The organism is Paraburkholderia nemoris (assembly GCF_905221015.1).
In the GTDB taxonomy this organism is placed as follows: domain Bacteria; phylum Pseudomonadota; class Gammaproteobacteria; order Burkholderiales; family Burkholderiaceae; genus Paraburkholderia; species Paraburkholderia nemoris.
The window spans coordinates 226,332-252,838 of the sequence record NZ_CAJNBO010000014.1; the positions used below are offsets into that span (position 1 = coordinate 226,332).

A 26,507-nucleotide genomic window follows, 5' to 3' on the forward strand; every position below is an offset into this window, starting at 1 on the left:
TTCTCAAAAAAGGCAATTTTCAATCAACCTCGAGCTTCCGATAATGAGCCTTCAAGAAATGGCGCTCATCACTAGGAGACATGGATGACCAGCAACGCGCCCCGTTCAGACGCATCGGGATCTTCTCAACACGAACCTTTCACCGTGCGCCACGCCGTCATCGATCTCATGCGGCGCCTCGGCATGACTTCGGTGTTCGCCAATCCGGGCTCGACGGAATTGCCGTTGTTCCGCGATTTTCCGCAGGATTTCCGTTATGTGCTCGGTTTGCAGGAAGCAGTCGTGGTCGGCATGGCCGACGGTTATGCGCAGGCCACCCGCAACGCATCGTTCGTCAATCTGCATTCCGCGGCGGGCGTGGGCAATGCGATGGGCAATATCTTCACCGCGTTCCGCAATCGCACGCCGATCGTGATTACCGCCGGGCAGCAGGCCCGCTCGATTCTGCCGTTCGACCCGTTCCTCGCATCGACGCAAGCCACCGAATTGCCGAAGCCGTACGTCAAATGGAGCATCGAACCGGCCCGCGCCGAAGACGTGCCGCTGGCGATCGCGCGCGCCTATCACGTGGCGATGCAGGAGCCGCGCGGGCCGGTGCTGGTGTCGATTCCCGTCGACGATTGGGACCGCGCCGCGGAGCCGGTGCCGGCACGCGTAGTGAGTACCGAGACGCGGCCGGAGCCGTTCGTGCTGGAGCAGATCGGCGCGGCGCTCGATGCCTGTGAACGGCCGGCTTTCGTGGTGGGCGGCGCTGTCGACCGCGCCGGCGGCTGGGACGAAGTCGTGCGTCTCGCCGAACGCCACAATGCCCGCGTGTTCGTCGCGCCGATGACAGGCCGCTGTGCGTTCCCTGAAGACCACCGCCTGTTCGCCGGCTTTTTGCCGGCGATGCGCGAGAAGATCGTCGAGCTGCTCGGCGGCCATGACCTGATCTTCGTGATCGGCGCAGCGGCATTCACGTATCACGTCGAAGGTCACGGCCCGCATCTGCCTGCCGGCGCAACGCTGTGTCAACTGATCGACGATCCGGCGATTGCGGCGTGGGCGCCGACAGGTACCGCAGTGGTCGGCAATATTCGCCTCGGCGTGGCCGATCTGCTGACGCGGCCCGCGCCGAAGACGCGCCCCTTGCCTGCACTACGCGCCGCATCACCGCGCGCAGAACCGTCTCCATTGATGTCGGTGGCGTTCGCGCTGCAGACCCTCGCCGAGGTGCGCCATGCGGACGACATTGTGGTCGAGGAAGCGCCGAGTTCGCGCCCGGTGATGCAGAACTATCTGCCGTTCACGCGCAGCGGCACCTTCTACACGATGGACAGCGGCGGTCTCGGTTATGGCATGCCGGCTGCTGTCGGCGTGGCATTGGCGAAGCCCGGCACGCGCGTGATCGGCCTGATCGGCGACGGCTCCAGCATGTATTCGATCCAGGCCATCTATAGCGCCGTGCAGATGAAATTGCCGATCACATTCGTGATCCTGAACAATTCCCGCTATGCCGCGTTGCAGGACTTTGCCCCGGAGTTTGGTTTTGGTCCGAGCGATCCGGTGCAAGGCACCGATCTGCCCGGACTCGATTTCGTGGCGCTTGCTGCAGGCATGGGTTGCCAGGGCACACGCGTGACCGACGCCGAACGCTTGCATGACGTGTTGCGCGACGCGTTGACGTCATCTGGACCGATGCTGGTCGAAGTCGTCGTGGCTTGACATCGAGCGAGCGCCGCGCCCGCATTCATAAAACTTTCCGCAGGAGACAACACGATGCAGAGTATTTCGATGCTGATCAACGGCGCAGCCGTGCAAGCGAGCAACGGCGCTACCTTCGAGCGCCGCAATCCGCTCGACGGCGAAGTCGCGACGCGTGCTCCCGCGGCGACGGTCGCCGACGCGGTAGCCGCCGCCGATGCCGCGGCAGCGGCATTTCCGGCATGGTCCGCGCTGGGGCCGAGCGAGCGCCGCGCGCTGCTGATGAAGGCGGCGCATGCGCTGGAAGCGCGCAGCGAGGCGTTCGCCGCGGTGATGGCAGCGGAGACGGGTGCGTCGGCAATGTGGGCGGGGTTCAATGTGCATCTCGCCGCCGGCGGATTGACGGAAGCGGCGGCGCTTACTACACAGATCGGCGGCGAGGTGATCCCGTCGGACGTGCCCGGCAGCCTCGCGATGGGCGTGCGTCAGCCGGCCGGCGTCGTGCTGGGCATCGCGCCGTGGAACGCACCGGTGATCCTCGCCGTGCGTGCGATCGCGTTGCCGCTCGCATGTGGCAATACAGTCGTGCTGAAGGGTTCGGAAATCTGCCCCGGCACACACGGACTGATTATCGAAGTGCTGCAGGAAGCGGGCTTGCCGAAGGGCGTGGTGAACTTCGTCACCAATGCGCCGGCCGATGCAGGCGCGGTCGTCGAGGCGCTGATCGCGCATCCGAAAGTCCGGCGTGTCAATTTCACGGGTTCCACGCATGTGGGCAAGATTATCGCGGCCACGTGCGCGCGCTATCTGAAGCCGTCGGTGTTGGAACTCGGCGGAAAAGCGCCGTTGATCGTGCTCGACGACGCGGATCTTGATGCAGCCGTCAACGCCGCTGCATTCGGCGCGTTCGCCAACTCGGGGCAAATCTGCATGTCGACGGAACGGATCATCGTCGACGAAAGGATCGCTGATCAGTTCGTTGCAAAGCTCGCGCAGAAAGCGCGCGGCCTGCCGCTCGGTGACCCACGTAAAGGGCCGGTGGTGTTGGGATCGGTCGTCGACATGAGCACGGTGGACCGCTGCAATGCACTGATCGATGATGCGTTAGCCAAAGGCGCCACGCTCGTCTGCGGGGGCAAGGCGGACAGCACCTTGATGCCCGCCACGCTGCTCGACCACGTCACACCTGCCATGCGTATCTATGGCGACGAATCGTTCGGGCCTGTGAAGGGCATCGTGCGCGTCAGCGGCGAAGACGAGGCCGTGGCCTGTGCGAACGACAACGAGTACGGGCTTTCGTCGGCGGTGTTCAGCCGCGATATCGCGCGGGGGATGAACGTCGCGCGGCGCATTGAATCGGGCATCTGTCACGTCAACGGGCCGACCGTTCACGACGAAGCGCAAATGCCGTTCGGTGGCGTGAAGGGCAGCGGCTTTGGACGCTTCGGTGGCCAGGCGGGGATTGCCGAGTTTACGGATTTGCGCTGGATTACGGTGCAGACCACGCCGCGTCATTACCCGTTCTGAAGGGCGGACTGCCGTTGTAGTCACTGCGTATCGCTGCGCGCCATTTCTTCGCAGCGATACGCAGTGTCGTGAAAGCCATGCATACATGTCATGGCTTTTGCGCGAAACGGCAATGTCAGAAGCCGTTCACTCGCTCACATACTGACTAAAAAACGTGACCTCAAAAGCGCGGCGCTCAGATCGCGCGCCCAAACCAGGAGACAGCTTCATGACCAGTTATGTACCGCCGGCCGGCTCGGCCAGTGCGGCAACCGGCGAGGCCAATGCGCCACTTGCCGGCCATCAGGCGGGAGTCGAGGAGGGGCGCTATACCGTCGATATCGGCCGTACGCTCGACGAAGGTCCTTACACCACGATGCAGAAGATCGTGGTGTTTCTCGCGGCCTTGTCGATTGTTCTGGACGGCTTCGATAGCCAGTTGATCGGCTTTGCGATTCCGGTGCTCATCAAGGAATGGGGCGTGACGCGCGCGGCTTTTGCGCCGGTGGTCGCGGCCGGCTTGATCGGCATGGGCATCGGCAGCGCGTGTGCCGGACTGCTGGCCGATCGCTTCGGCCGCCGTTGGGCGGTGATCGGCAGCGTGCTGGTGTTCGGCGCCGCCACCTGCGGCATCAGCTTCGCCCCGGACATCGTGACGATTGCCGTGCTGCGCTTTATCGCCGGACTCGGTATCGGCGGCGCGTTGCCGAGTTCGACGACCATGACCGCGGAGTTCACACCGGCTCGCCGCCGTACCTTGGCAGTCACCGCGACGATCGTCTGCGTGCCGCTCGGCGGCATGGTGGCGGGATTGTTCGCGCATGAGATTCTGCCGACGTACGGATGGCGCGGCTTGTTCATGATCGGCGGCGTGTTGCCTCTCGCGCTCGGCGTGTTGTTGCTCTTCACGTTGCCCGAGTCGCCGCGCTTTCTCGCCCGGCACCCGCAGCGCTGGCCGGAACTCAAACGCCTGCTTGGCCGGATGTCGCGTCCGGTGGCCAGCGGCTGCGTGTTTACCGACTCGCGCGAACAGGCTGTTGAAAAACACACGGGCTTTACCGCATTGTTCCGCGAGGGCCTGGCGCTCGATACGGTGGCGATCTGGTGCGCGTTCTGCCTATGCCTGCTGGCCGTCTATAGCGCCTTCAGCTGGCTGCCGACGATGCTCAGCACGCAGGGTTTGTCGGTGTCGGTCGCAGGGGCGGGACTCACCGCATACAACCTCGGCGGTGTGGTCGGCGCATTGGTGTGCGCAGTGGTGATCGCGCGTACCGGTTCGCGCTGGCCATTGATTCTCTGCAGCGCGGGTGGTGCGGCGAGCGCGTTGCTGCTGCTCGGTGTGAACATATCAGACCACACCGGTTTGCTGATTTTCGGTCTTGGCGTACACGGTATGTTTGTCAATGCGGTGCAGTCGACGATGTTTGCGTTGTGCGCTTATGTCTATCCGACCCGTGTGCGCGCAACCGGTACCGCATCGGCGCTCGCGTTCGGCCGGCTCGGCGCGATTGCCAGCGCGTTTGCGGGTGCGGTGGTGATTACGGCGGGCGGTGCATCGTCATACCTGTGGATGCTCGGGATCGCGATGGTGATCGTGATGGTCGCACTGATGGTGGTCAAACGTCATATTCCGAAGCCGGGCGGTTGAGGGACGCAATGTCCTGAATCGCGGCGATCCGGTGTGATACGCGGATCGCCGCAATCTGAAGCAGTCAATCTTTAGCGTATCGGACGGCTTGCTTAGCGGTCGGTATCGTCACGTCTGTCATTAGTATCGCTACATAAAAGCGCTGCGTACGAGTCGCATACGGATGGGTGTGCGCTCGCACAAAGCACTAGTCCAGGAGACTCGGAGATAATGAAATACAAACTCGCTTTGGGCAGCATGTTGCTCGGTATCAGTGCCTCGTCGTTCGCGCAGAGCAGCGTGACGTTGTACGGGATCATCGATACCGGCATCGAACTGGTGACGCATGCGAACGCGGCGGGCGATAGCGTCGTGCGCATGCCGGGCATTACCGGCGAATTTCCGTCGCGCTGGGGGATTCGCGGCAAGGAAGGATTGGGCGGCGGCTTGTCCGCGGTCTTCGTACTGGAAAGCGGCTTTAACACCAAAGCCGGCACGCTCAATCAGGGTGGCCGGATGTTTGGGCGGCAAGCCTTTGTGGGCCTCGAGAGTCCCTACGGTACGTTAACTTTCGGCCGCCAGTACACGATGACGTATTGGGCGATACTCGATTCCGATCTGCTCGGACCTGACATTTATGGCGGTACGGGATCGTTCGATCAGTACATGCCGAGCGCGCGCAGCGACAACACGATTGCGTATAAAGGCACGTTCTCGGGCTTCACGTTCGGTGCGACCTATTCGTTCGGCCGCGATTCAGCGGGTACAGGCAATTCGCCGGGTCAGGGCACCTGTGTGGGGTCGATTCCAGGCAGTTCGCAGGGTTGCCGCGAATGGTCGGCGATGTTGCGTTATGACATGAACGGCTACGGCGTGGCGGGGGCCTACGACGAACAGCGCGGCGGCCCGGGCGCGGCCGCGAATCTGTACGACGGCACGGCACCTTTTGCGCTGACACAATCCGGCGACAAGGACGTGCGAATGCAATTGAACGGCTACGGACACATCGGCCCGGTAAAGCTCGGGGCGGGTTGGCTTGGCCGTCACGTCGAGACGGTGTCCCCGGCGTTGCCGGATGTGCGCTCGAATCTGTACTACGTCACGGCAGCATATAACGTGACGCCTGCCTTCATCCTGGACGGTGGCGTGTACCGCATCATCAATCGCGCCGACGACACGCGCGGCACAATCGCTGCGCTACGCACCACGTATCTGTTGTCGAAGCGTTCCGCGGTTTACCTGCAGGGTGCGTATCTGTTCAATAGTCCGCATGCCGCTTATACGGTGAGCCAGGGTGGCGGAGGTACGACGCCGGCACCGGGCATCGGGCAACTCGGCGTGATGGCCGGTATTCGCCATTCGTTCTGAGCGACTAAAAAAAGGCCACGTCAGATAATCCGACGTGGCCGTTGCTGCTTTAGATCCCGCCGACGCACATGTACTTGATGACGACGTAATCGTCGATACCGTAGTGCGAGCCCTCGCGGCCAAGACCGGATTGCTTGACGCCACCGAACGGCGCGACTTCGTTCGAGATCAGGCCGGTGTTGATACCCACCATGCCGTATTCGAGCGCTTCAGCGACACGCCAGACGCGGCCAATATCGCGACTATAGAAGTACGACGCGAGCCCGAATTCCGTATCGTTAGCAAGGCGGATCACTTCTTCATCCGACGAGAAGCGGAACAGCGGCGCGAGCGGGCCGAAGGTTTCGTCGCGCGCGACCTTCATGGCTGGCGTCACATCCGCGAGCACGGTCGGCTCGAAGAAGCCATGACCGAGCGCATGGCGCTTACCGCCGGTGACGATGCGTGCGCCTTTGGCGAGGGCGTCTTCGATATGCGATTCGACCTTGAGCACGGCGGCTTCGTTGATCAGCGGACCTTGCGTGACGCCGTCTTCGGTGCCGCGGCCAACCTTGAGTTGTTCGACGGCGACGCGCAGTTTTTCGGCGAATGCGTCGTAGACTTTATCGTGCACGTAGAAGCGATTCGTGCAGACGCAGGTCTGGCCGCTATTGCGATATTTCGATGCGATGGCGCCTGCGACGGCCGCATCCAGATCCGCGTCTTCGAAGACGATGAACGGTGCATTGCCACCGAGTTCGAGCGACACTTTCTTGACCGTCGGCGCGCACTGCGCCATCAGCAGACGGCCGACCGGCGTCGAACCGGTGAACGACAATTTGCGCACGATCGGATTGCCGGTCATTTCCGCGCCGATGGCTTTCGGCTCACCGGTGACGACGTTGAACACACCGCGCGGCACACCGGCGCGTTCGGCCAGCACGGCGAGGGCGAGTGCGGAGAGCGGCGTGGCTTCGGCCGGTTTGACGATGATCGGGCAGCCGGCGGCGAGCGCCGGGCCGACTTTACGCGTGATCATCGCTGCCGGGAAATTCCACGGCGTGATGGCTGCGCAGACACCGATCGGTTCTTTCGTCACGACGATGCGTTTGTCGTTTGCCGGTGTGGGGATGGTGTCGCCGTTGACGCGTTTGCCTTCTTCGGCGAACCATTCCAGGAACGAGGCGGCGTAGAGGATTTCGCCTTTGGCTTCGGCGAGGGGTTTGCCTTGTTCGGTGGTGAGGATCGTTGCCAGATCGTCGGCGTTTTCCAGCATGAGGTCATGCCATTTACGCAGGATCGTGGCGCGTTGTTTGGCGGTGGTGGCTCGCCATGCTGGCCAGGCGGTGTTGGCCGTGTCGATTGCACGGCGGGTTTCTGTTGTGCCCATGCGGGGCACTGTGGCGATTGTTTCGCCTGTGGCGGGGTTTTTTACTTCGAACGTCGTGCTGTCTTCGGCGGATTGCCATTCGCCTGCTATGTAGGCTTTTGTTTTTAGGAGGGAGGGGTCTTTTAGGACTAGCGTCGGCATTTTTGGTTTGTTCCTTGGGGTTTTGAATTTAAGGTTTTTTGCCTGCGCGGCGCTTTTTTCCGTGTTCCTGGTTTTTGTGCCTTTCCTTGTTTTGTTAGTGGTCTATTAGCGTTGCCCCTGTGCGGGGCGGCACCTACTTTTCTTTGCCGCCGCAAAGAAAAGTAGGCAAAAGAAAGCGGCTAGAAGCCCCTGCTAAGCGGGTCCCGTGGTTTGCCAGGGGTAGTGGTGCATCTGGAATCTGTGTTCGTGCCGCTGCATAGGCTTGTGACAAGGGTGTCATACTTCCGGCGGCGCTGCGCGCGCCGAAGAGCCGTTCATGAAACCACTCGCTACGTTTTCGCACTCGCGCCACGCTCGCCACGGTGGCGCGGCGTGTATCACCGCTACCGCTTCGGCGCCTCGCCGAGGCGAAGCCGACGGCCCCACAAGACCCGAACGGAAGCCCGCGGTTTCCCCTGCAGACCCGTCCGCGACGCACGCAGTGCGGAGTGGGAGCTGATGACTCCTTTGTCACTAACGCGGAGTGTGCGAGAACACGGATTCCAGATGCACCACTACCCGCAGCAGACCACGGGCCCCGCTTAGCATTAGCGGTTTGAGCTGCTTTCTCTTGCTTACTTCTCTTTGCAGCCGGCAAAGAGAAGTAAGTGCCGCCCCGCACAGGGGCAACGCTAATAGACCACTAACAATTCAAGGAAAGGCACGAAAGCCAGAACAAGGAAAGGCACAAAAGTCAGAACACTGACAACCAAGCGCCCCAAAGGCAAAAAAAGCAAAGCCCACGCGGCACGCGTCCACACACCCCGCGCGCCGCGCAGGCAAAAAAACCATCAAACAGCTACAGCAACACTCTCCTTAAGCACCGCTTCAAGAATCCCCATAGCCTCATCAAAAACGGAGTCTTGAATAGTGAGCGGGAACAGGAACCGAACAACGTTCGAATAAACACCACAAACCAGCAGCAACAACCCGCGCTCAAGCGCCCGAGCCTGCACCCGCTTGGTAAACTCCGCATCCGGCTCCGTGCCACCTGCCTTGCAGAACTCAACAGCAACCATCCCGCCCGGCCCACGCACATCGGCGATCTGCGGAACTTCGCTCTGCAGCGCGATCAGCTTCGCCTTGACACGATCACCCAAAACCGTAGCCCGCTCGCAGAGCTTCTCTTCATCGATGATATCGAGCACGGCATGCGCGGAAGCAACCGCCAGCGGGTTGCCCGCGTACGTGCCACCCAGACCGCCAGGCGCTGCCGCATCCATCAAATCAGCACGCCCAACCACGCCCGACAACGGCATGCCGCCCGCCAGGCTCTTGGCCATCGTCATCAGATCAGGCACCACGTCATAGTGATGCATCGCGAACAACTTGCCGGTACGGGCAAAACCCGTCTGCACTTCGTCGGCAATCAGCAAGATGCCATGCTCGTTGCACAGCTTGCGCAGCGCGCGCACGAACTCGGCCGGCGCCGGGTAGAAACCGCCTTCGCCCTGAACCGGTTCGAAAATAATCGCCGCGACGCGCTTCGGATCGATGTCGGCCTTGAACAGAAACTCGATTGCCTTCAGCGAATCGGCCGTCGTCACGCCGTGCAGCGGATTCGGGAACGGGGCGTGGAACACGTCTGCCGGGAACGGACCAAAGCCGATCTTGTACGGCGCAACCTTGCCGGTCAGCGCCATGCCCATCATCGTGCGGCCATGGAAACCGCCGGTGAACGCAATCACGCCCGGACGGCCGGTCGCGGCACGCGCAATCTTGATCGCGTTTTCAACGGCTTCGGCGCCCGTCGTGAAGAACGCGGTTTTCTTCGGATAGTCGCCCGGTGCGCGCGCGTTGATCTTCTCAGCCAGTTCGACGTACGACGCGTACGGCACGATCTGATACGCGGTGTGCGTGAAATGATCGAGCTGGTCGCGGATCGCGGCCAGAATCTTCGGGTGACGGTGGCCGGTGTTGCACACCGCAATGCCCGCGGCAAAATCGATGAAACGGCGGCCTTCGACGTCCCACAGCTCAGCGTTCTCCGCGCGCTCGGCGTAGAAATCGCACATCACGCCGACGCCACGGGGCGTGGCGGCGTCTTTGCGGCTCTTCAGGTCAGCATTCTTCATGGTTATCTCCTTCGCTCCTCGGTTTTTGCGGGGGTGCCGCCAACGGACGCCGCACGCTCAGCGCAGCACATGCAGCGACTATAATGAGATTTGGCTCTTAACTTCAGAGCCATTTCAATAAAAATGTAGGAGCCAATCATGCGCGCGAGCGTTTTGTCCGACTGGCTGGCGCAGCGCCTTGACCGTGGCAACGGCCAGCCGATCTATCGTCAGCTGCATCGACTGTTGCAGCAGGCGATTCTGTCGCGTGAATTGCCGGCGGGCAGTAGGGTGCCGTCGTCGCGTCTATTAGCGCAGGAATTGGGCATCGGCCGCAATACCGTCACGCAGGTGTACGAGCAGTTGGTGCTCGAAGGCTATGTGAATTCGGCAACCGGCCGCGGCACGTTCGTCGCCGAAAGCGCGCCGGACGAGATCGTCGGCGTGCCCGATGCCGAGGCGTTGGCCGCGCCGCTCGAGTCGTTGCCTTTGCCGCTGCCTTTGCAGGGCAGCCGCGCGTTGTCGACGCGTGGCACGAGGCTCATTTCGGGGGCAGGTGTCTCGAAGCGGCAATGGGGCGCGTTCATGCCCGGCGTGCCGGATGTCACGAAGTTTCCCGCGCGCGTGTGGAGCCGCCTGCACAACAAGTATTGGCGCCGGCCGCGCCCGGACCTACTGACCTACGCGCCGGGCGGGGGGCTGGCTTCTTTGCGGCACGCGTTGGCGGACTACTTGCGGACGTCGCGCTCGGTGCGTTGTACGCCCGAGCAGATCATCGTCACGACTGGGATCCACCAGTCGGTCGACCTGGCGGTGCGCCTGCTATCCGATCCGGGCGACGTGATCTGGACCGAAGACCCTTGCTATTGGGGCGTGCGCAGTGTGCTGCACGTGTCCGGTCTGCAATCGCGTCCGATCGCCGTCGACGAAGAAGGCATCAATCCCTCCGCCGACGATCTCGCGCAGCCGCCGAAGCTGATGCTTGTCACCCCCTCGCATCAATATCCGCTGGGTATGGTGATGAGCCTCGCGCGGCGCCGCATGTTGCTCGAGTACGCGCGGCAGAATCAGTGCTGGATCATCGAGGACGACTACGACAGTGAATACCGTTACGGCAGCCGGCCGCTTGCATCGTTGCAAGGTCTGGATAGGTCTGGGCAGGTGATTTACGTGGGCAGCTTCGGCAAGACGCTGTTTCCGGGCTTGCGCATCGGCTACCTGGTCGTGCCCGAAGCGCTGGCGGAGAGCTTTGCGACCGCGAGCGCGGAGTTGTATCGGGAAGGGCAGTTGCTGCAGCAGGCGATGCTCGCGGAGTTCATCGCGGAAGGGCATTTCACGTCGCATATCCGCAAGATGCGCACGCTCTACGGGCAGCGTCGCCAGACCCTGCTGGACGCCGCTGCGCACCGTTATGGCGACGCGCTGCCGGCCGTGGGTGGCGATGCTGGTTTGCATCTGGTGATGCAATTGCCCGAGGGCAGCGACGACCGCGCGGTGGCTGCTGCTGCGCTGGCGCGCAATATCGTGGTACGGCCGTTGTCGGGGTATTACGCGCAGCCGGCGCTGGCGCCGTCGGGTCTGCTGATCGGCTATGCGTGTGTGCCGGACGAGGAGATCGCGCCGGCGTTCAATACGTTGGCTGAGGCGATTGATGCAACGCTTGTCCAGTTCGCATGAGCGGGGTGTTTTACGGCCTCAAATCCGAATCAACACAGCCCCCAGCGTAACGAGCGCGCAGGCCACGATCCGCCGCGTGGTCAGCTTCTCCTGCATGAACAGCCAGCCGATCAGCACCGCGAAAATCGAACTGAGCTCGCGTAGCGCCGAGACCATCGCAATTGGCAGATAGCGGTAGGCCTCGATGATCAGGCAATAAGCGGTGAGTGCGAGCACACCGGACGCGATGCCCTTGAGCACCACCGTGCGGCCGATGAACAACCCCTTCGCGCCGCCGCGCCAATGCCATGCAAGCAGGAACTGCGGGATATTCCAGATCAGATAGACCCACATGATGTAGCTCAGACCATTGGCCGCCACGCGTGCGCCGATTCCGTCGACGACCGAATACGTGGCGATGAAGAAGCCCGTCAGCAGCGCGAATGGCACACTTTCGCCGGAAAAACGCATGCCGCGGCGGAACGCGAGTGAGACGATGCCGAGCGACACCAGCGCTACGCCGATGGCCGCCAACGGCTTGAGCGATTCATGCGCGAAGACCAGCGCGCCGACGAATACGAGCATCGGCGAAAGACCGCGCGCAATCGGATAGATTTGCCCGAAATCACCGCTCTTATAAGCGCGGATCAATGCCAGCAGGTAGCCGAATTCGAGTACGACCGACGCGAAGATATAAGGCCACGCCTCAGGTGCGGGCAAAGGCAGCACGATCACGCCGACCGCGCTGACAGCGACATACGGAATCGCCATCATGCCGAGCAGCCATACGCGGTCTTCGGATAGATGCAAAAACGCGTTCCAGGTAGCGTGAAGCAGCGCGGAGAGCAGCACCAGCAAGACGACAAAGGTGTCCATCGGAAACCAGTGAGAGGGGAAAGAAGGCCAGGGGACCGGCTGCAAGCACGTGATTATTCCAGCAGAACGCGGGAATGGCGGGGTGGACGACTAAAGTGAAGGGGCTTTCTGTGGCGAAAACGGGAAATTTGTGGCGTCAGGGGCTCGACGCTCACCCTTGGCGCAGCGCTTTTACTCCGGCGCACTTACACATCGGCACACCGTATCGAAGCGACCTGAATGAGGGTTGGCGAAGCGCGTCTCGCCAACCCCCTGGCATTCAGGAATCGTGAAGCGGTCACGTCACGCGTTCGCGCAGCCACGCGGACGCCAGATCGATCACTGTCACGACCACGATCACCATGATCATCACCGCGGCCGTCTGCGCATAATTGAACGAGCGGATCGCCTCGTACAGCACCACGCCGATCCCGCCCGCGCCGACCATGCCGACCACCATCGCCGAGCGCACGTTCGATTCGAAGCGATATAGCGCGTACGAGATCCACAACGGCAGCACTTGCGGCAGCACGCCGTAAATGATTTCGTCGAGACTGGTCGCGCCGGTAGCGCGCACGCCTTCGGCCGGACGCGGATCGATTGCCTCGACCGCTTCGGCGAAGAGCTTGGCGAGCACGCCGGTGGTATGCACCCACAACGCCAGCACGCCGGCGAACGGACCGAGTCCCACGGCCACGATGAACAGCATCGCGAAGACCATTTCATTGATCGCGCGGCACGCGTCCATCATGCGGCGCATCGGCTGCACGACCCACATCGGCGCCATGTTGTGCGCGGACATCAGCCCACACGGCACAGCGCACACTAGCGAGAGGGCCGTGCCCCACACCGCCACCGACAGCGTCACATACATCTCGTGCAGATAGCTGCGCCATTCGGTGAAGTCCGGTGGGAAGAAGTCCTTGGCGAACTGGCCCATGTTGCCGGAGTCGGAGAGCAGGTCGAGCGGCCGCATATCGGCACCGTGCCAGGCGCCACCCAACACGGCGAGCACGGCGATCCAACCGATAAGCGACAGCCAACTGCGCTTGCCCGCAGCGGGAGTAGCGCGCGTCGCCTGCGCGGCGAGCGCTTCGCTCGCACGCGTGGGCGACGTGATCAGATCAACGGTGTTCATTGCTTGGCTACGGCGGTGTTGAGTGCGCTCAGCTTGGCGTCGAGTGCGGCCAGTTGGGTCTTGCGGTCGTCGTCGGAAAGATGCGTGTCGCTCTCGATCTTCTGCTTCTGCTGGAACAGCGCGACCTGGCGAATCGGCAGCAACTGCTCATCCGACGATGCCGCGAAGCCGGCGTAACCTGTGATGGCGGCCATCACCTGTTTTTCACGCGGATCGGTCTTGCCGTAGTTCACGAAGAAGTTGCGGATCTTGTCCTTGGTGGCTTGCGGCAGATCCTTGCGCCATACGAGCGGATCCGACGGAATCAGCGGCGACGTCCACAACACGCGCACTTGCGCAAACTTGTCCGGATGCTGCTTCTTCAGCGTGTCGAGCATCTCGGTGTTGTTGGTCGCGATGTCGATCTTGTTGTTCACCACAGCCAGCAGATTCGCTTCGTGGCTCGACGGCAGCACGGCCTTGAACGAGGTGTTGACCGGCGTGTTGTGCTGGGCGAACAGGTAATAGCCGGGGATCAGCGTGCCCGAGGTGGAGTTCGGATCGCCGAAACCGAGCGTGACGTCCTTGGTGTTCTTAAACACGTCGTCGAGCGTCTTGAAGCGGCTGTTCACGTTGGTGATCAGCACCGACTTGTAACCGGCGTCGCCGTTCAGATACAGGACTTTCGCGAACACTTCGCCTTGCGAGCGATCCACCGCTTCGATCGCCGACGCATTGCCGAAATAACCGACCTGTACCTTGTTAAAGCGCATGCCTTCGATGATGCCGGCGTAGTCGGTCGCGAAGAACGCTTTGACGTTCAGGCCGGTTTGCTTGTTCATGTCATCGATCAGCGGCTCCCAGCGCTGTTTCAGCACGGAGGACGAATCGGTCGAGATGATGCCGAGATTGATGTCCTCGGCTTGTGCGGTGGCGACGCAGGCGAATGCGGCTGCGCCGACGGTCAGCGTAATCAATGAACGTAGGAATTTCATCGCTTTGAGGTCCGGTTGAGTGAACAGAATGAGTAGGCGCGCTCAGTTCGAGTGCGCCGGATTGAGGGCGAATGCATAACGCCTCGAGGTGGATTCGCTGTCTTGCGCCGGTGCGTTGCTGTCCGCCTGATTGACCGCGCCATCCGCGGTGGCCTCTTCGAGCAGTTCACGGGCGTCGTCGCCGTAGAGTTTCTTGAGCAGGGCAGGACTCAGCGCGGCGGAGGGGCCGTCGTAGACCACCTTGCCGCGACGCAGCGCAACGGTGCGCGGGCAGTACTGCATCGCAATGTCGACCTGATGCAACGACACCAGCACCGTCAGTTGATGGTCGACGTTGAGCGTGCGCAGCATTTCCATCACGCGGCGCGACGATTCGGGATCGAGCGAGGCGATCGGTTCGTCGGCGAGTACGATGCGCGCGCGTTGCACCAGCGCGCGCGCCAATGCCGCGCGTTGCTGCTGGCCGCCGGAGAGGTTGGCGGCGCGTTCGCGTGCATGGTCGCCGATGCCGACTTCATTGAGCGCGGCCATCGACAACGCCCGCTCCGAAGCCGGAAAGCGCCCGCTCAAACGGCGCCACAAAGGCAGCCGCGCGAGCGCGCCGATCAGCACGTTGCTCTCCACGGAAAGCCGGTTCACCAGATTGAATTGCTGGAACACGAAGCCGATATCGCGGCGAATGCTGCGCACTTCGCGCACAATGCGACCGTTCTGCTGAATCGGCCGGCCGAGAATCGCGATCTGCGACGGTTGCGCATCCGAGGCCGTGAAGCCCGCGATATGCCGCAGCAGTGTCGACTTGCCCGAACCCGATGCGCCAATCAACGCAACCATTTCGCCCGGCTCGACGCGCAGATCGATTTCGTCCAGCGCCTTGCGGCCGTTGCCGAACGTTTTGCTCAGCCGTTCGATACGAATTGCTTCCCGAATTGCTTCCATGAGTACCCCTTCATGCATCCGGCCATTGCCGGCATGTGTGGGGCTCATTCTAGGAAGCGTCTGTGACGGTTGAGTGAAGGCATCGCAACGTCTAGACGACTATATCTATATGTGTCTTTTTTGAGTCGCCAGGAAGGCAGACAGAAGTCATTCGTTCGAATAGAAAATGACATCCGCATGACATGATTTGCATTGGGCGGCGCGGGCTGCGCATGATCACTCGCGGCCAGGCTATATTGCGTCATTCGATGTGCCGTCCCCAATAACCTTGCAGTTCCTTTTCGACGTCGTCATGCAGCCTTTGAGCTTTCTGCCCGACAGTTTTGCGGAGTACGAAGATCTCAAGACGATCCTCGACCAGGGCAGCGCCAGCTTCGAGATCCGCACGGTCTGCGAGACGACGGTGCGGGGCCGGCACTTCGCCGTGCACACCGCGAGCATCGGTTCAACCGATCCGCTCGCGCCGGCAATCGGGTTTTTTGGCGGCATTCACGGACTCGAACGGATTGGCTCGCAACTCGTGCTCGACTACATGCGCGCGCTGCTCGCCCGGCTGGAATGGGACGAACTGCTGGTGCGGCAGTTGCAATCGATTCGTCTGATCTTTATGCCGATCGTCAATCCGGGCGGCATGTGGGCGGCCACGCGGGCCAATCCCAATGGAGTCGATCTGATGCGCAATGCGCCGCAGAACGCTGACGAACGCGTGCCGCTGCTCGCCGGCGGTCAGCGGGTGGGCGCGTGGCTGCCGTGGTATCGCGGCCGGCAAGGCGAGCCGATGGAGCCCGAGGCCGCGGCGCTCCTGCGGGTGGTCGAAACCGACATGGCCGCGCGGCCTCTCAGCATTGCGCTCGACTGCCACTCGGGGTACGGCTGGCGCGACAGCATCTGGTTTCCCTATGCGCGCACGCGCAAGCTGATGCCGCATCTGCCGGAAATGTACGTGCTGAAAACCATGTTCGAGCGCGCGCATCCGCATCATGGCTACGCGTTCGAACCGCAGAGCCACCAGTATCTGTTGCACGGCGACTTGTGGGACTTCGCGTACGACCGTACGCCGCCGCCCAACGTCTTCCTGCCGATGACGCTCGAACTCGGTTCGTGGCTGTGGATCAAGAAGAATCCGCGCCAACTGTTTTCGCGCCAAGGCATGTTCAATCCGGTCAAGGCGCATCGCACCGCGCGCGTGCTGCGGCGTCATGCGAATCTGCTGGATTTTCTCGCGCGCGCAGCGTTCTCATCGCAACGCTGGCTGCCGCAAGGCAATCGCCGCGAGGAACTGCTGCAAAGCGCGATCGATCACTGGACCACGCCGGAAGCGCCATGAGCACGTGGATTCTTTTGCGTGGACTGACGCGCGAAACACGCCACTGGGGTCGTTTGCCGGGCTTGCTGCGCGAGGTGACCGGCACGGATCGCCTGTTGCTGCTCGATCTGCCCGGCAATGGCGAGTTCGTGCACTTGCGCGCACCGGCCACGGTCGAGGATATGGTGGGCTTCGTGCGGATTGCTGCATTGCAAACGGGTGCGGCAGGTCCCTACCGCGTGCTGGCGATGTCGCTCGGCGGCATGGTGGCGACCGACTGGGCGCAACGGCATCCCGGCGAGATTGAGCGGCTCGTGTTGATCAATACCAGCATGCGGCCGTTCAGCCGTATGCACGAGCGCTTGCGTCCATCGGCATGGCCGGGCCTGCTGGGCGTCGCAGCACACTGGCGCGATGCGCCGCGCGCGGAAAGCGGCATTCATCGGCTGACGTGCAACAACGTCGAAACGCTGGGCGCCGATCTCGATGCATGGAGCGAAATTCGCCGCAGCGCGCCAGTGAGCCGCGGCAATGCGTTACGGCAGCTTTGGGCCGCCGCGCGCTTTAGTGCGGCGGCGGCGAAACCGCATTGCCCGTTGCTGATTCTCTCTTCGCGCGCCGATAAGCTGGTCAACCCGGTGTGTTCGGCCAAGCTCGCGGCAGCGTGGGGCGCAACGCATTGTAAGCATCAATGGGCCGGTCATGACCTGCCGCACGATGATCCGGCCTGGACTAGCGAACAGGTTCAGGCATGGCTGAAGCAGGAGGCTGGCGAGTTGAAGGCCGCGCTTTAAACAGAGGCGGCACGTTCTCCGGCAGCGGGTATAACCTAAGTGAGCTCGCGCATCGATTTCCGGGTGGCAGGCGCATAATCCTCGTTCAGACGATGCATGCGAATCAAGCGATACTCGCTATTGCCGCCCGCCGGGGGAGTTGATCATGCAAGCAAAGAATGAAGAAGCCGTCACGCACCTGCTGAACGATGTCTTTGAATTTGCGCGTGGACGATTGCCGGAGCCAACCTTCAAAGTCGTCGAGCCTTTCCTGCGGCACTACTACGATTTCGTCGACGCCGACGACCTTCAAAGCCGCTCCATCGCCGATCTTTACGGCGCCGCGCTGGCCCACTGGCAAACCGCGCAGCGCTTCGTACCAGGCAGCGAACGGCTGCGCGTGTACAACCCGATACTCGAACAGCATGGCTGGCATTCCGATCACACGGTGATCGAGATCGTCAACGACGACATGCCGTTTCTGGTCGATTCCGTATCGATGGCGGTCAACCGCCTCGGGCTCGCACTCCATTCAGTTGTGCATCCGGTGTTCCGCATCTGGCGCGGACCGGACGGCAGCATTGTGCGCGTGGGTCAGGGCGCTGAAGATGCCGCCGATACGCGCTCACAGCTTGCTTCGTTCATTCACTTCGAGGTCGACCGTTGCGGCGACGCAGCGAAACTCGACGCATTGCGTGACGAGATCGCGAGAGTGCTGCGCGACGTGCGCGCCGCAGTGGAGGATTGGCCGAAGATCGTCGAACTCGCGCGTGTTACCGTCAAAGGCATGAAGGCCGGCGAGGCGGGGCCCGAAGGGATGGAGGCCCGCGCGTTCCTCGAATGGATGGTGGCCGATCATTTCACGTTTCTTGGCCAGCGCGACTATGAATTGGTGCAGCACGATATCGGCTTTGGCCTGCGTGCGGTACCGGGCTCAGGTCTCGGCATTCTGCGCGACGAGTTGCGTCCCGCGGGCGCAGCGGAAGTCACGCCATTGCCACCGGCGGCGGCCGATATCATTTCCGGCTCGTCGCCTATTTTCCTGACCAAGGCCAACTCGCGTGCGACGGTGCATCGGCCGGGCTACCTGGATTACGTCGGCATCAAGCTGACTGGCGCGGACGGCAAGGTGACCGGCGAGCGCCGGTTTATCGGCCTGTATACGTCCACCGCGTACCTGGTGTCGGCCGCGGAGATTCCGATCGTACGGCGCAAATGCGCGAACATCGTACGGCGGGCCGGTTTCCTGCCCAAGGGCCACCTGGCCAAATCACTGGTGACGGTGCTCGAAACCTATCCACGTGACGAACTGTTTCAGGCCGACGAAGACCAGCTCTACGATATCGCGCTGGGTGTGCTGCGTTTGCAGGAGCATCAGCGCACGCGGATGTTCGTGCGGCGCGACCGTTTCGATCGCTTCGTGTCGTGTCTCGTGTTCGTGCCGCGTGACAAGTACAACACCGATCTGCGGCAGCGCATCGCCAATCTGCTGACCGATGCGTTCAACGGGGAAAGTGTCGAATTCACGCCCTTGTTGTCGGAGTCGACACTCGCGCGCATTCACTTCGTAGTGCATGCGAAGCCCGGGGGCATGCCCCATGTCGATACGCGCGAGCTCGAAGCGCGGCTCGTGCACGTCACGCGCCGCTGGCAGGACGATCTCGCCGACGCGTTGCTTGATGCATTCGGCGAAGAGCAGGGCAACCGTCTCCTGCAACACTATGCGGATTCGTTTCCTCCCGGCTATCGCGACGACTATCCGGCCCGTACCGCGGTGCGCGACATCGAGCTGATCGAACGCGTGCAGGGCAGCGAACGGCTCGCCATGAACCTGTACCGCCCGATCGAATCGGGGCCGCGCGCGTTCCGTTTCAAGGTTTATCGTGCGGGCTTGCCCATTGCGTTGTCGCGCAGCTTGCCGATGCTCGAACATCTCGGCGTGCGTGTCGATGAAGAGCGGCCTTATCTGATCGAAGCACTCGACGCCACGCCTGCCTGGATTCACGATTTCGGCCTTGAACTCGCGGACGATGCGGAGTTCGATATCGAACGGGTGAAGGATCTCTTCGAAGATGCGTTCGAACAGGTGTGGACCGGCGGAATCGAAAGCGATGATTTCAACCGCCTGGTGTTGCGCGCGCAACTGAGTGCGCGCGAGGTGACGATTCTGCGTGCTTACGCCAAGTACCTGAGGCAAGTGGGGTCGACGTTCAGCGATGCCTATATCGAACGCGCGGTCACCGGCAATCCGGCGATTGCCCGGATGCTGGTCGAGTTGTTCATTGCACGTTTCGATCCGGTGCTTGGTGATACGCGCGAGGCCCGCGTCGATAGCTTGCTGAAGACGATCGACAGCGCGCTCGATCAGGTGCCGAATCTCGATGAGGATCGGATACTCCGGCAATTCCTCGGCGTCATCAAGGCCACGCAGCGTACGAACTACTATCGCTTCGACGCTGACGGCCATCCGAAACCGTATCTGTCGTTCAAATTCAATCCCGCCCAGGTGCCGGGTTTGCCTGAACCGAAACCGATGTTCGAAATCTGGGTGTACTCGCCGCGTGTGGAAGGCGTGCATTTGCGCGGCGGCCGGGTTGCGCGCGGCGGTCTGCGCTGGTCGGATCGGCGCGAGGACTTCCGCACCGAAGTCCTCGGCCTGATGAAGGCGCAGATGGTCAAGAACGTCGTGATCGTGCCGGTCGGCTCAAAAGGCGGTTTCGTCGTGAAGAATCCGCCGCCGCAGACCGAACGCGACGCGTGGATGCGTGAAGGCATCGCCTGCTATCAGACGTTCTTGCGCGGCCTGCTCGATCTGACCGACAACCTCACGGGTACGACGGTGGTGCCGCCGCCCGATGTGGTGCGCCATGACCCCGACGATCCCTATCTGGTCGTCGCCGCCGACAAGGGCACCGCTACCTTCTCCGACTACGCGAACGCGATCTCCCAGGAATACGGTTTCTGGCTCGACGACGCCTTTGCATCGGGCGGTTCGGTCGGTTATGACCACAAGAAAATGGCGATCACGGCGCGCGGCGCATGGGAGTCGGTCAAACGGCACTTCCGTGAAATGGGCGTCGATACGCAAGCAACCGACTTCACGGTGGTCGGCGTCGGCGATATGTCGGGCGATGTATTCGGCAATGGCATGCTGCTGTCGCCGCATATCAAGCTGGTCGCCGCGTTCGATCATCGGCATATCTTTCTCGATCCGAATCCCGATCCGGCGGTAAGCCTCGCCGAACGCGGGCGGCTTTTCGGGCTTGATCGATCGAGTTGGGCCGACTACGACCCGTCGCTGATCTCGGCAGGGGGCGGCGTGTTTCCGCGCACCGCCAAGACGATTCCATTGTCTCCGGCCGTGCAGTCGGTGCTTGGCATCAGCGCGCCGGCGCTCGCGCCCGCTGAATTGATGCGCGCGATTCTGCAGGCGCCTGTCGATCTCCTCTACAACGGTGGCATCGGCACCTATGTGAAGGCAAGCCGCGAAACGCATCTGCAGGTGGGCGACCGCGCCAACGACGCGATCCGTGTCAACGGCGCCGATCTGCACTGCAAGGTCGTCGCTGAAGGGGGCAATCTCGGTCTCACGCAACTCGGGCGTATCGAGTTCGCGCAACGAGGCGGCCGCATCAATACCGATGCCATCGACAACTCCGCCGGGGTCGACTGTTCGGACCACGAGGTCAACATCAAGATTCTGCTGGGCCTGGTTGTCTCCGATGGCGAAATGACCGAGAAACAGCGCAATGCACTGCTCGCGGAAATGACCGATGAAGTCGGCTTGCTCGTCTTGCAGGACAACTATTACCAGACCCAGGCGCTTTCGATTGCGGGTCGCTACGGCGTCGAGTTGCTCGATGCCGAAGCGCGCTTGATGCGTTATCTCGAACGCGCGGGCCGTCTGAATCGTGTGATCGAGTTCTTGCCGACCGATGAAGAAGTCGCCGAGCGCCAGGCCGCGAAACAAGGGCTGACCACGCCCGAACGCGCGGTGCTGCTTGCCTATAGCAAGATGTGGCTCTACGACGCACTGCTCGAATCATCGATGCCGGAAGACCCGCTCGTCAGCGACATGCTGATCGAGTACTTTCCGAAACCATTGCGGCAGCGCTTTAGCGAGCCGATGCAACGTCACCCGTTGCGGCGTGAAATCCTTGCGACGCATTTGACCAATGCGTTGGTGAATCGCGTGGGCTGCGAGTTCGTGCATCGACTGATGGAAGAGACCGATGCGCAGCCTGGCGACATCGTGCGGGCCTGCATCATGGCGCGTGACGTGTTCGATCTCGACGACGTATGGCGCAGTATCGATGCGCTGGATAATCGTGTCGCCGACGATGTGCAGGCGCGCATGTTCGTCGAAGTGGCGCGGCTCGTCGAACGCTCGGCGCTGTGGTTCCTGCGGCAGTTGCAATCGGGAGCGGTTAGCGGCGGTGATGTCGCCGGCCTGCTCGCACGCTGCCGCGACGCGGCGCAACGGCTTGCGCCGCAATGGCCCGCGCTGTTGCCGAGCGCCGATCTCGAAGCACTGTCTGAGCGGCAACGCGTGCTTGTGGACGCCGGTGTCGATAGCGAACTGGCGGTGCGGATCGCCAGCGGGGAGATATCGGCGGCCTTGCTCGACATCGCCGAGGTGGCATCGACCTGCGGGCGCAGTCTCGAACTCGTGGCGGGCGTCTACTTCGCGCTCGGCACGCTGCTGAACTACGGCTGGATCAGCGAGCGCGCGGCCGCGCTGCCGGCGCCCACGCACTGGGACATGCTGGCGCGCGCCACGGCACTGGCGGAACTCGCACGCCTGAAACGCGCGCTGACCACGAGCGCGCTGGCCGGCGCCGACGAGGCATCCACGCAGGACGCATTGGTTCAGGCATGGCGCGAGAAGCGCACTGCGCAACTCGAGCGTTATGCACGCCTGCTTGCCGACCTGCGGGCCACGGGCGGCGCAAGCCTGTCGATGCTGCTGGTGATCGTGCGGGAGATGGCCGCGCTCGAAAGGGCATAGCACGACGGAGCGCGAGAGCGGGCAGATGTGCTGCATACGTCACAGAATCCGGCGCGGAACAGCGCCGGGGTTGGACGCATGCCGCTTGGCATGTCCATAATACGAACTATTGCCAACCGAAAGCGCTCTGCAAACTCACCGACCCTCTCCACGACGATGAAAGAAGAATCGCCGAAAGCCATTTTCTATGCGCTTGCCGCCAACCTCGGCATCGCTATCTGCAAGTTCGCTGCTGCCGCGTTCACCGGTTCCGGCTCGATGTTCGCCGAAGCCATTCACTCGACCGCCGACTGCGGTAACCAGTTGTTGCTGCTATTCGGCTTGCGCGAAGCACGCAAGCCGGCGAGCCCCTTGCATCCTATGGGCGGCGGCCGCGAGATCAATTTCTATTCGCTGCTGGTGGCATTGCTACTGTTTTTTGTGGGCGGCGCGTTTTCGGTGTACGAAGGCGTGCATCGTCTATTCGCGCGCGAGCCTTTGCAGTATGCGTATGTGGCGCTCGTCGTACTAGGTGTTTCGGTGGTGCTCGAAACGCTTTCGTTGTGGGGCGCGGTGAAGGAGATTCGCAAGTCGCATCCCGACAAACACCTGTGGCGCTGGTTTCGCGAAACGCGCGAGTCCGAACTGCTGGTCGTGGCCGGCGAGGACATTGCCGCATTGGCGGGTCTTGCGATCGCCTTTGTCGCCGTGTTGCTGACGATGGTGACCGGCAATCCCGTCTATGACGCACTGGGTTCCATCGGCGTCGGTGTGTTGCTGATGGTGATTGCGTGGCTGGTGGCGCGCGAGGTGAAGTCGATGATCGTCGGCGAATCGGCGAGCCCGGAAGTGCGCCGCGCGATCGAGACGCATCTGCGCGGCCGCTCCGAGATTCGCAGCATCATCAACATGATTACGCTGCAATGGGGCCGCCACGTGGTGGTGGCGGTGCAGGCGGAAATGATCGATTACGCGAGCGGCCGCGCGATGGTCGACGCGATCAACGTGATCGAAGCGGACTTGCAGGAGGCGTTTCCGCAAGTGCGCTGGGTGTTTTTTGAACCGGACGTGCCGCGGGTTTGATGCGTTGTCCCGGTCGCTTGGTACATTCAGTTCGCCGAGGGGCCAGCGGATTGCGCGTTAGTGTCTCCGCTTGGGAAGACCCATACTTTCGCGCCCGCTGGCCGGTGCATTGACCGCTTATTTGAAACCGGTCACCGCATGGGGCACGTACAGCTCTTCCAATTGACGGATCTCGTCCGCGCTCAGATTCAACGTCAGTGCTGCGACCGCATCGTCGAGATGATGCAGCTTGGTCGCACCGACGATAGGCGCGGTGATCGGCTTCTTCTGCAAGACCCAGGCTAGCGCGACTTGCGCACGCGGCACACCGCGTTCTTTCGCAATCTGGCTGACGCGCTCCACGATCCGGCGATCCGCGTCCTCGGTATGAGCGTACAGCGTGCGGCCGAATTCGTCGGTCTCGGAGCGTGCGCTTTCCGTGTTCCAGTCGCGCGTCAGGCGTCCGCGCGCCAGCGGGCTCCATGGAATGACGCCGATGCCTTCGCTTTCGCACAGCGGCAGCATCTCCCGCTCTTCCTCGCGATAGAGCAGATTCACGTAGTTCTGCATCGTCACGAAGCGCGTCCAGCCATGGCGTTCAGCCACGTGCAATGCCTTGGCGAACTGCCACGCATACATCGACGACGCACCGATATAGCGCGCCTTGCCCGCCTTCACCACGTCGTGCAGGGCCTCCATGGTTTCTTCGATCGGCGTGTCGTAGTCCCAGCGGTGGATCTGATACAGATCGACGTAATCCGTACCGAGGCGCCTCAGGCTGTTGTCGATTTCCGCCATGATCGCCTTGCGCGACAGACCCGCACCGTTCGGGCCCGGATGCATGCGGCTATTCACCTTGGTGGCCAGCACGATCTCGTCGCGTTTCGCAAAGTCCTTCAATGCGCGGCCGACGATTTCCTCGCTGGTGCCGTCCGAGTAAACGTTGGCGGTATCGAAGAAATTGATGCCGTGGTCGAGCGCCTGCTTGATAAAGGGGCGCGCCGCTTCATCGTCGAGCGACCAGGGGTGGGTGCCGCGAGCGGGCACGCCGTAACTCATGCAGCCGAGACAAAGACGCGATACATCGAGGCCGGTGCGGCCCAGTTTCACATAGTCCATCGAGGTGCTCCTGTGTTGAAGTGCACAAACGCGGTGCGTACTGACGACCTCCCATTATAGGAATGGACGCGTTGACGTGCTGAAGGGCTGACGGGCCAACCTAACGCGCGGGTCGGAGGAGTTCAGTCGCGGTGGGTGAATTGCTGCAATACGTAGTGGAAAATAATTTCTTCGCATCTATACTTCTTTCGGCTTGAAAGCGGCCTTTCTCCCAATCTGCATCACAAGCAAAAAGGAAGGATCACGATGCTGACTCGCACACTTGGCGCAATCTCCGCCATTGCACTCGCGGCCTGCGCTGCTTTTACATCCGGCCCTGCCAGCGCGGACGACAACGAGGGTTTCTCGCAAGGCGACGGCGGCTCGCACGGGCGGCCGGTCAAGGTGATGATCATTTCGATGTTCGGACCGGAAGGGCAGGTATGGCTCGATCGGCTTGGTCCATGGCGCGAGATTACGGTCGATGGCTTATCGCCCGACTACCCGACGGTTCATTGCAATAAGCAGGACGTGTGTGTCATGACCACGGGCATGGGGCATAGCAATGCTGCCGCGTCGATCATGGCGTTGACGTTTTCGCCGCGTTTCGATTTGCGGCATACGTACTTTATGGTCGCGGGGATTGCCGGGATCGATCCGCAGCAGGGCACGGTCGGATCCGCAGCGTGGGCGAAGTACCTGGTCGACTTCGGGATTCAGTGGGAGATCGATGGACGGGAGATTCCGCCTGGCTGGAATACCGGATACCTGGGGATCAACACCACGAGTCCGACGGCTAAGCCACCGCTCGACTATCGGACGGAGGTGTTTCAGTTGAATACCCAGCTAGCCGATACGGCGTTTGCTTTGTCGCGCAGTGTTGTGCTGTCCGATAACGCTCAGGCGCAGGCTGCGCGGGCCAAGTATTCGTATGCGCCGGCGAATCGGCCGCCGACTGTCATTCAGTGCGACACACTCGCCGGCGACACCTGGTGGTCGGGGACGCTGCTTGGGCAGCGGGCACGCGATTGGACCAAGATCCTGACGGATGGCAACGGTGTGTATTGCACGACGCAGCAGGAGGATAACGCGACGTATGAGGCGCTTAAGCGCGCGGCCTCGGTGCATAAGGTTGACCTGAGCCGCGTTGCGGTGCTGCGGGCTGGGTCGGATTTTGATCGGCCATATGATGGGCAGACTAGTGCTGATAATTTGCTTAACTATGCTGCGCAGGGGGGCTTTACTATTGCTATTGAGAACCTTTATAGGTCTGGGAATCCGCTTGTGCAGGATATTGCTGCTCATTGGGGGGAGTGGCGGGAGGGGGTGCCTAAGAGGTAGGTTTTTTTTGCCTTTGGCGGCGCTTATTGTCCGTGTTCCTGGGGCTTTGGCCTTTCCTTGAATTGTTAGTGGTCTATTAGCGTTCCCCCTGTGCGGGGGGCACCTACTTTTCTTTGCCGCCGCAAAGAAAAGTAGGCAAAAGAAAGCGGCTAGAAGCCCCTGCTAAGCGGGTCCCGTGGTTTGCACAGGGTAGTGGTGCGACTGGAATCTGTGTTCGTGCCACTACATGCTCTTGTGACAAGGGCGTCATACTTCCGGCGGCGCTGCGCGCGCCGAAGAGCCATTCATAAAACCGATCGCTACGTTTTAACAAACCTGAACCGAAGCCGGTGGTTTCCCATGCAGACCCGTCCGCGACGCACGCAGTGCGGAGTGGGAGCTGATGAGTCCTTTGTCACTAACGTGGAATGTGCGAGAGCACGGATTCCAGTCGCACCACTACCCGGAGCAGACCACGGTGCCCGCTTAGCAGGGGCTTCTAGCCGCTTTCTTTTGCCTACTTGTATATTCCCTCCTGTGGCGCCGACCCGATCAGTTGTCGCCACATGGACAGTCAGCTCGTCTGCCTAAAGTGCCTCGAGCCCGCAGAAA

17 protein-coding genes are annotated in these 26,507 nt (G+C 61.9%); 10 read left to right on the forward strand and 7 right to left on the reverse strand.

The features are described 5' to 3' along the window. The first annotated feature begins 84 nt into the window (after positions 1-84). The 4 genes from mdlC (at position 85) to KHO33_RS22875 (ending at position 6,184) form a co-directional block, all read left to right on the forward strand. Positions 85-1,704, forward strand: coding sequence for a benzoylformate decarboxylase (gene mdlC, locus KHO33_RS22860; RefSeq protein WP_200566470.1), 1,620 nt, complete (start codon positions 85-87; stop codon positions 1,702-1,704). Positions 1,705-1,758: 54 nt separating this feature from the next. After that, the gene (locus tag KHO33_RS22865) at positions 1,759-3,210 is read left to right on the forward strand and encodes an aldehyde dehydrogenase (RefSeq protein ID WP_200566471.1); all 1,452 of its coding nucleotides are present in this window, start codon (positions 1,759-1,761) and stop codon (positions 3,208-3,210) included. Between the two features lie 355 nt (positions 3,211-3,565). Then, positions 3,566-4,837, forward strand: coding sequence for an MFS transporter (locus tag KHO33_RS22870; protein WP_234480688.1), 1,272 nt, complete (start codon positions 3,566-3,568; stop codon positions 4,835-4,837). Positions 4,838-5,047: 210 nt separating this feature from the next. Then, the gene (locus KHO33_RS22875; protein WP_200566473.1) at positions 5,048-6,184 is read left to right on the forward strand and encodes a porin; all 1,137 of its coding nucleotides are present in this window, start codon (positions 5,048-5,050) and stop codon (positions 6,182-6,184) included. 49 nt (positions 6,185-6,233) lie between these two features. On the opposite strand, the gene KHO33_RS22880 is transcribed toward KHO33_RS22875, so the two are convergent. Next, complete coding sequence (locus KHO33_RS22880) at positions 6,234-7,694, reverse strand: NAD-dependent succinate-semialdehyde dehydrogenase (RefSeq protein ID WP_200566474.1); 1,461 nt, start codon at positions 7,692-7,694, stop codon at positions 6,234-6,236. A gap of 830 nt (positions 7,695-8,524) precedes the next feature. After that, positions 8,525-9,808 carry a 4-aminobutyrate--2-oxoglutarate transaminase gene (locus KHO33_RS22885; protein ID WP_093634728.1) on the reverse strand — a complete coding sequence of 428 codons (1,284 nt, stop codon included), beginning with the start codon at positions 9,806-9,808 and terminating at the stop codon, positions 8,525-8,527. Between the two features lie 138 nt (positions 9,809-9,946). Between KHO33_RS22885 and pdxR the strand changes: the two genes are divergently transcribed. Next, positions 9,947-11,464 (forward strand): MocR-like pyridoxine biosynthesis transcription factor PdxR, encoded by a 1,518-nt coding sequence (pdxR, locus tag KHO33_RS22890; protein ID WP_200566475.1) that lies wholly within the window; start codon positions 9,947-9,949, stop codon positions 11,462-11,464. Positions 11,465-11,482: 18 nt separating this feature from the next. Here pdxR and KHO33_RS22895 read toward each other — a convergent pair whose 3' ends face one another. The 4 genes from KHO33_RS22895 to phnC form a co-directional block, all read right to left on the reverse strand. Beyond that, positions 11,483-12,319, reverse strand: a complete 837-nt coding sequence (locus KHO33_RS22895) for a DMT family transporter (RefSeq protein WP_200566476.1) — start codon at positions 12,317-12,319, stop codon at positions 11,483-11,485. 277 nt (positions 12,320-12,596) lie between these two features. Continuing rightward, a complete protein-coding gene (phnE, locus tag KHO33_RS22900) occupies positions 12,597-13,436 on the reverse strand; it encodes a phosphonate ABC transporter, permease protein PhnE (RefSeq protein WP_200566477.1) in 840 nt (279 codons plus the stop codon). Further along, positions 13,433-14,410: a phosphonate ABC transporter substrate-binding protein gene (phnD, locus tag KHO33_RS22905; protein WP_200566478.1), complete on the reverse strand. Its 978-nt coding sequence runs from the start codon at positions 14,408-14,410 to the stop codon at positions 13,433-13,435. Before phnD ends, phnE begins: the two co-directional genes overlap by 4 nt. 42 nt (positions 14,411-14,452) lie before the next feature. After that, entirely contained in the window at positions 14,453-15,349 is an 897-nt protein-coding gene (gene phnC, locus KHO33_RS22910; protein WP_200566479.1) for a phosphonate ABC transporter ATP-binding protein, read from the reverse strand. A 292-nt stretch (positions 15,350-15,641) separates the two neighbouring features. Between phnC and KHO33_RS22915 the strand changes: the two genes are divergently transcribed. The 4 genes from KHO33_RS22915 (at position 15,642) to KHO33_RS22930 (ending at position 23,498) form a co-directional block, all read left to right on the forward strand. Beyond that, on the forward strand, positions 15,642-16,676 hold the full coding sequence (locus tag KHO33_RS22915; protein ID WP_054043398.1) for a M14 family zinc carboxypeptidase: 1,035 nt from the start codon (positions 15,642-15,644) through the stop codon (positions 16,674-16,676). Further along, positions 16,673-17,449, forward strand: coding sequence for an alpha/beta fold hydrolase (locus tag KHO33_RS22920; protein WP_200566480.1), 777 nt, complete (start codon positions 16,673-16,675; stop codon positions 17,447-17,449). Before KHO33_RS22915 ends, KHO33_RS22920 begins: the two co-directional genes overlap by 4 nt. Positions 17,450-17,594: 145 nt before the next feature. Continuing rightward, on the forward strand, positions 17,595-22,436 hold the full coding sequence (locus KHO33_RS22925) for an NAD-glutamate dehydrogenase (protein ID WP_200566481.1): 4,842 nt from the start codon (positions 17,595-17,597) through the stop codon (positions 22,434-22,436). 156 nt (positions 22,437-22,592) lie between these two features. Further along, on the forward strand, positions 22,593-23,498 hold the full coding sequence (locus KHO33_RS22930; protein ID WP_054043383.1) for a cation diffusion facilitator family transporter: 906 nt from the start codon (positions 22,593-22,595) through the stop codon (positions 23,496-23,498). Positions 23,499-23,615: 117 nt separating this feature from the next. Here KHO33_RS22930 and KHO33_RS22935 read toward each other — a convergent pair whose 3' ends face one another. After that, on the reverse strand, positions 23,616-24,596 hold the full coding sequence (locus KHO33_RS22935; RefSeq protein ID WP_054043381.1) for an aldo/keto reductase: 981 nt from the start codon (positions 24,594-24,596) through the stop codon (positions 23,616-23,618). A gap of 246 nt (positions 24,597-24,842) precedes the next feature. Here KHO33_RS22935 and KHO33_RS22940 point away from each other — a divergent pair, with 246 nt between their 5' ends. Further along, positions 24,843-25,916, forward strand: a complete 1,074-nt coding sequence (locus KHO33_RS22940; RefSeq protein WP_200566482.1) for a purine-nucleoside phosphorylase — start codon at positions 24,843-24,845, stop codon at positions 25,914-25,916. Positions 25,917-26,507: the final 591 nt, after the last annotated feature.

What these genes read in the sequence shown, in the direction of transcription:
- mdlC (WP_200566470.1), top strand. Translation starts at nt 85, where the DNA reads ATGACCAGCAACGCGCCCCGTTCAGACGCATCGGGATCTTCTCAACAC.
- KHO33_RS22865 (WP_200566471.1), top strand. Translation starts at nt 1,759, where the DNA reads ATGCAGAGTATTTCGATGCTGATCAACGGCGCAGCCGTGCAAGCGAGC.
- KHO33_RS22870 (WP_234480688.1), top strand. Translation starts at nt 3,566, where the DNA reads ATGCAGAAGATCGTGGTGTTTCTCGCGGCCTTGTCGATTGTTCTGGAC.
- KHO33_RS22875 (WP_200566473.1), top strand. Translation starts at nt 5,048, where the DNA reads ATGAAATACAAACTCGCTTTGGGCAGCATGTTGCTCGGTATCAGTGCC.
- KHO33_RS22880 (WP_200566474.1), bottom strand. Translation starts at nt 7,694, where the DNA reads ATGCCGACGCTAGTCCTAAAAGACCCCTCCCTCCTAAAAACAAAAGCC.
- KHO33_RS22885 (WP_093634728.1), bottom strand. Translation starts at nt 9,808, where the DNA reads ATGAAGAATGCTGACCTGAAGAGCCGCAAAGACGCCGCCACGCCCCGT.
- pdxR (WP_200566475.1), top strand. Translation starts at nt 9,947, where the DNA reads ATGCGCGCGAGCGTTTTGTCCGACTGGCTGGCGCAGCGCCTTGACCGT.
- KHO33_RS22895 (WP_200566476.1), bottom strand. Translation starts at nt 12,319, where the DNA reads ATGGACACCTTTGTCGTCTTGCTGGTGCTGCTCTCCGCGCTGCTTCAC.
- phnE (WP_200566477.1), bottom strand. Translation starts at nt 13,436, where the DNA reads ATGAACACCGTTGATCTGATCACGTCGCCCACGCGTGCGAGCGAAGCG.
- phnD (WP_200566478.1), bottom strand. Translation starts at nt 14,410, where the DNA reads ATGAAATTCCTACGTTCATTGATTACGCTGACCGTCGGCGCAGCCGCA.
- phnC (WP_200566479.1), bottom strand. Translation starts at nt 15,349, where the DNA reads ATGGAAGCAATTCGGGAAGCAATTCGTATCGAACGGCTGAGCAAAACG.
- KHO33_RS22915 (WP_054043398.1), top strand. Translation starts at nt 15,642, where the DNA reads ATGCAGCCTTTGAGCTTTCTGCCCGACAGTTTTGCGGAGTACGAAGAT.
- KHO33_RS22920 (WP_200566480.1), top strand. Translation starts at nt 16,673, where the DNA reads ATGAGCACGTGGATTCTTTTGCGTGGACTGACGCGCGAAACACGCCAC.
- KHO33_RS22925 (WP_200566481.1), top strand. Translation starts at nt 17,595, where the DNA reads ATGCAAGCAAAGAATGAAGAAGCCGTCACGCACCTGCTGAACGATGTC.
- KHO33_RS22930 (WP_054043383.1), top strand. Translation starts at nt 22,593, where the DNA reads ATGAAAGAAGAATCGCCGAAAGCCATTTTCTATGCGCTTGCCGCCAAC.
- KHO33_RS22935 (WP_054043381.1), bottom strand. Translation starts at nt 24,596, where the DNA reads ATGGACTATGTGAAACTGGGCCGCACCGGCCTCGATGTATCGCGTCTT.
- KHO33_RS22940 (WP_200566482.1), top strand. Translation starts at nt 24,843, where the DNA reads ATGCTGACTCGCACACTTGGCGCAATCTCCGCCATTGCACTCGCGGCC.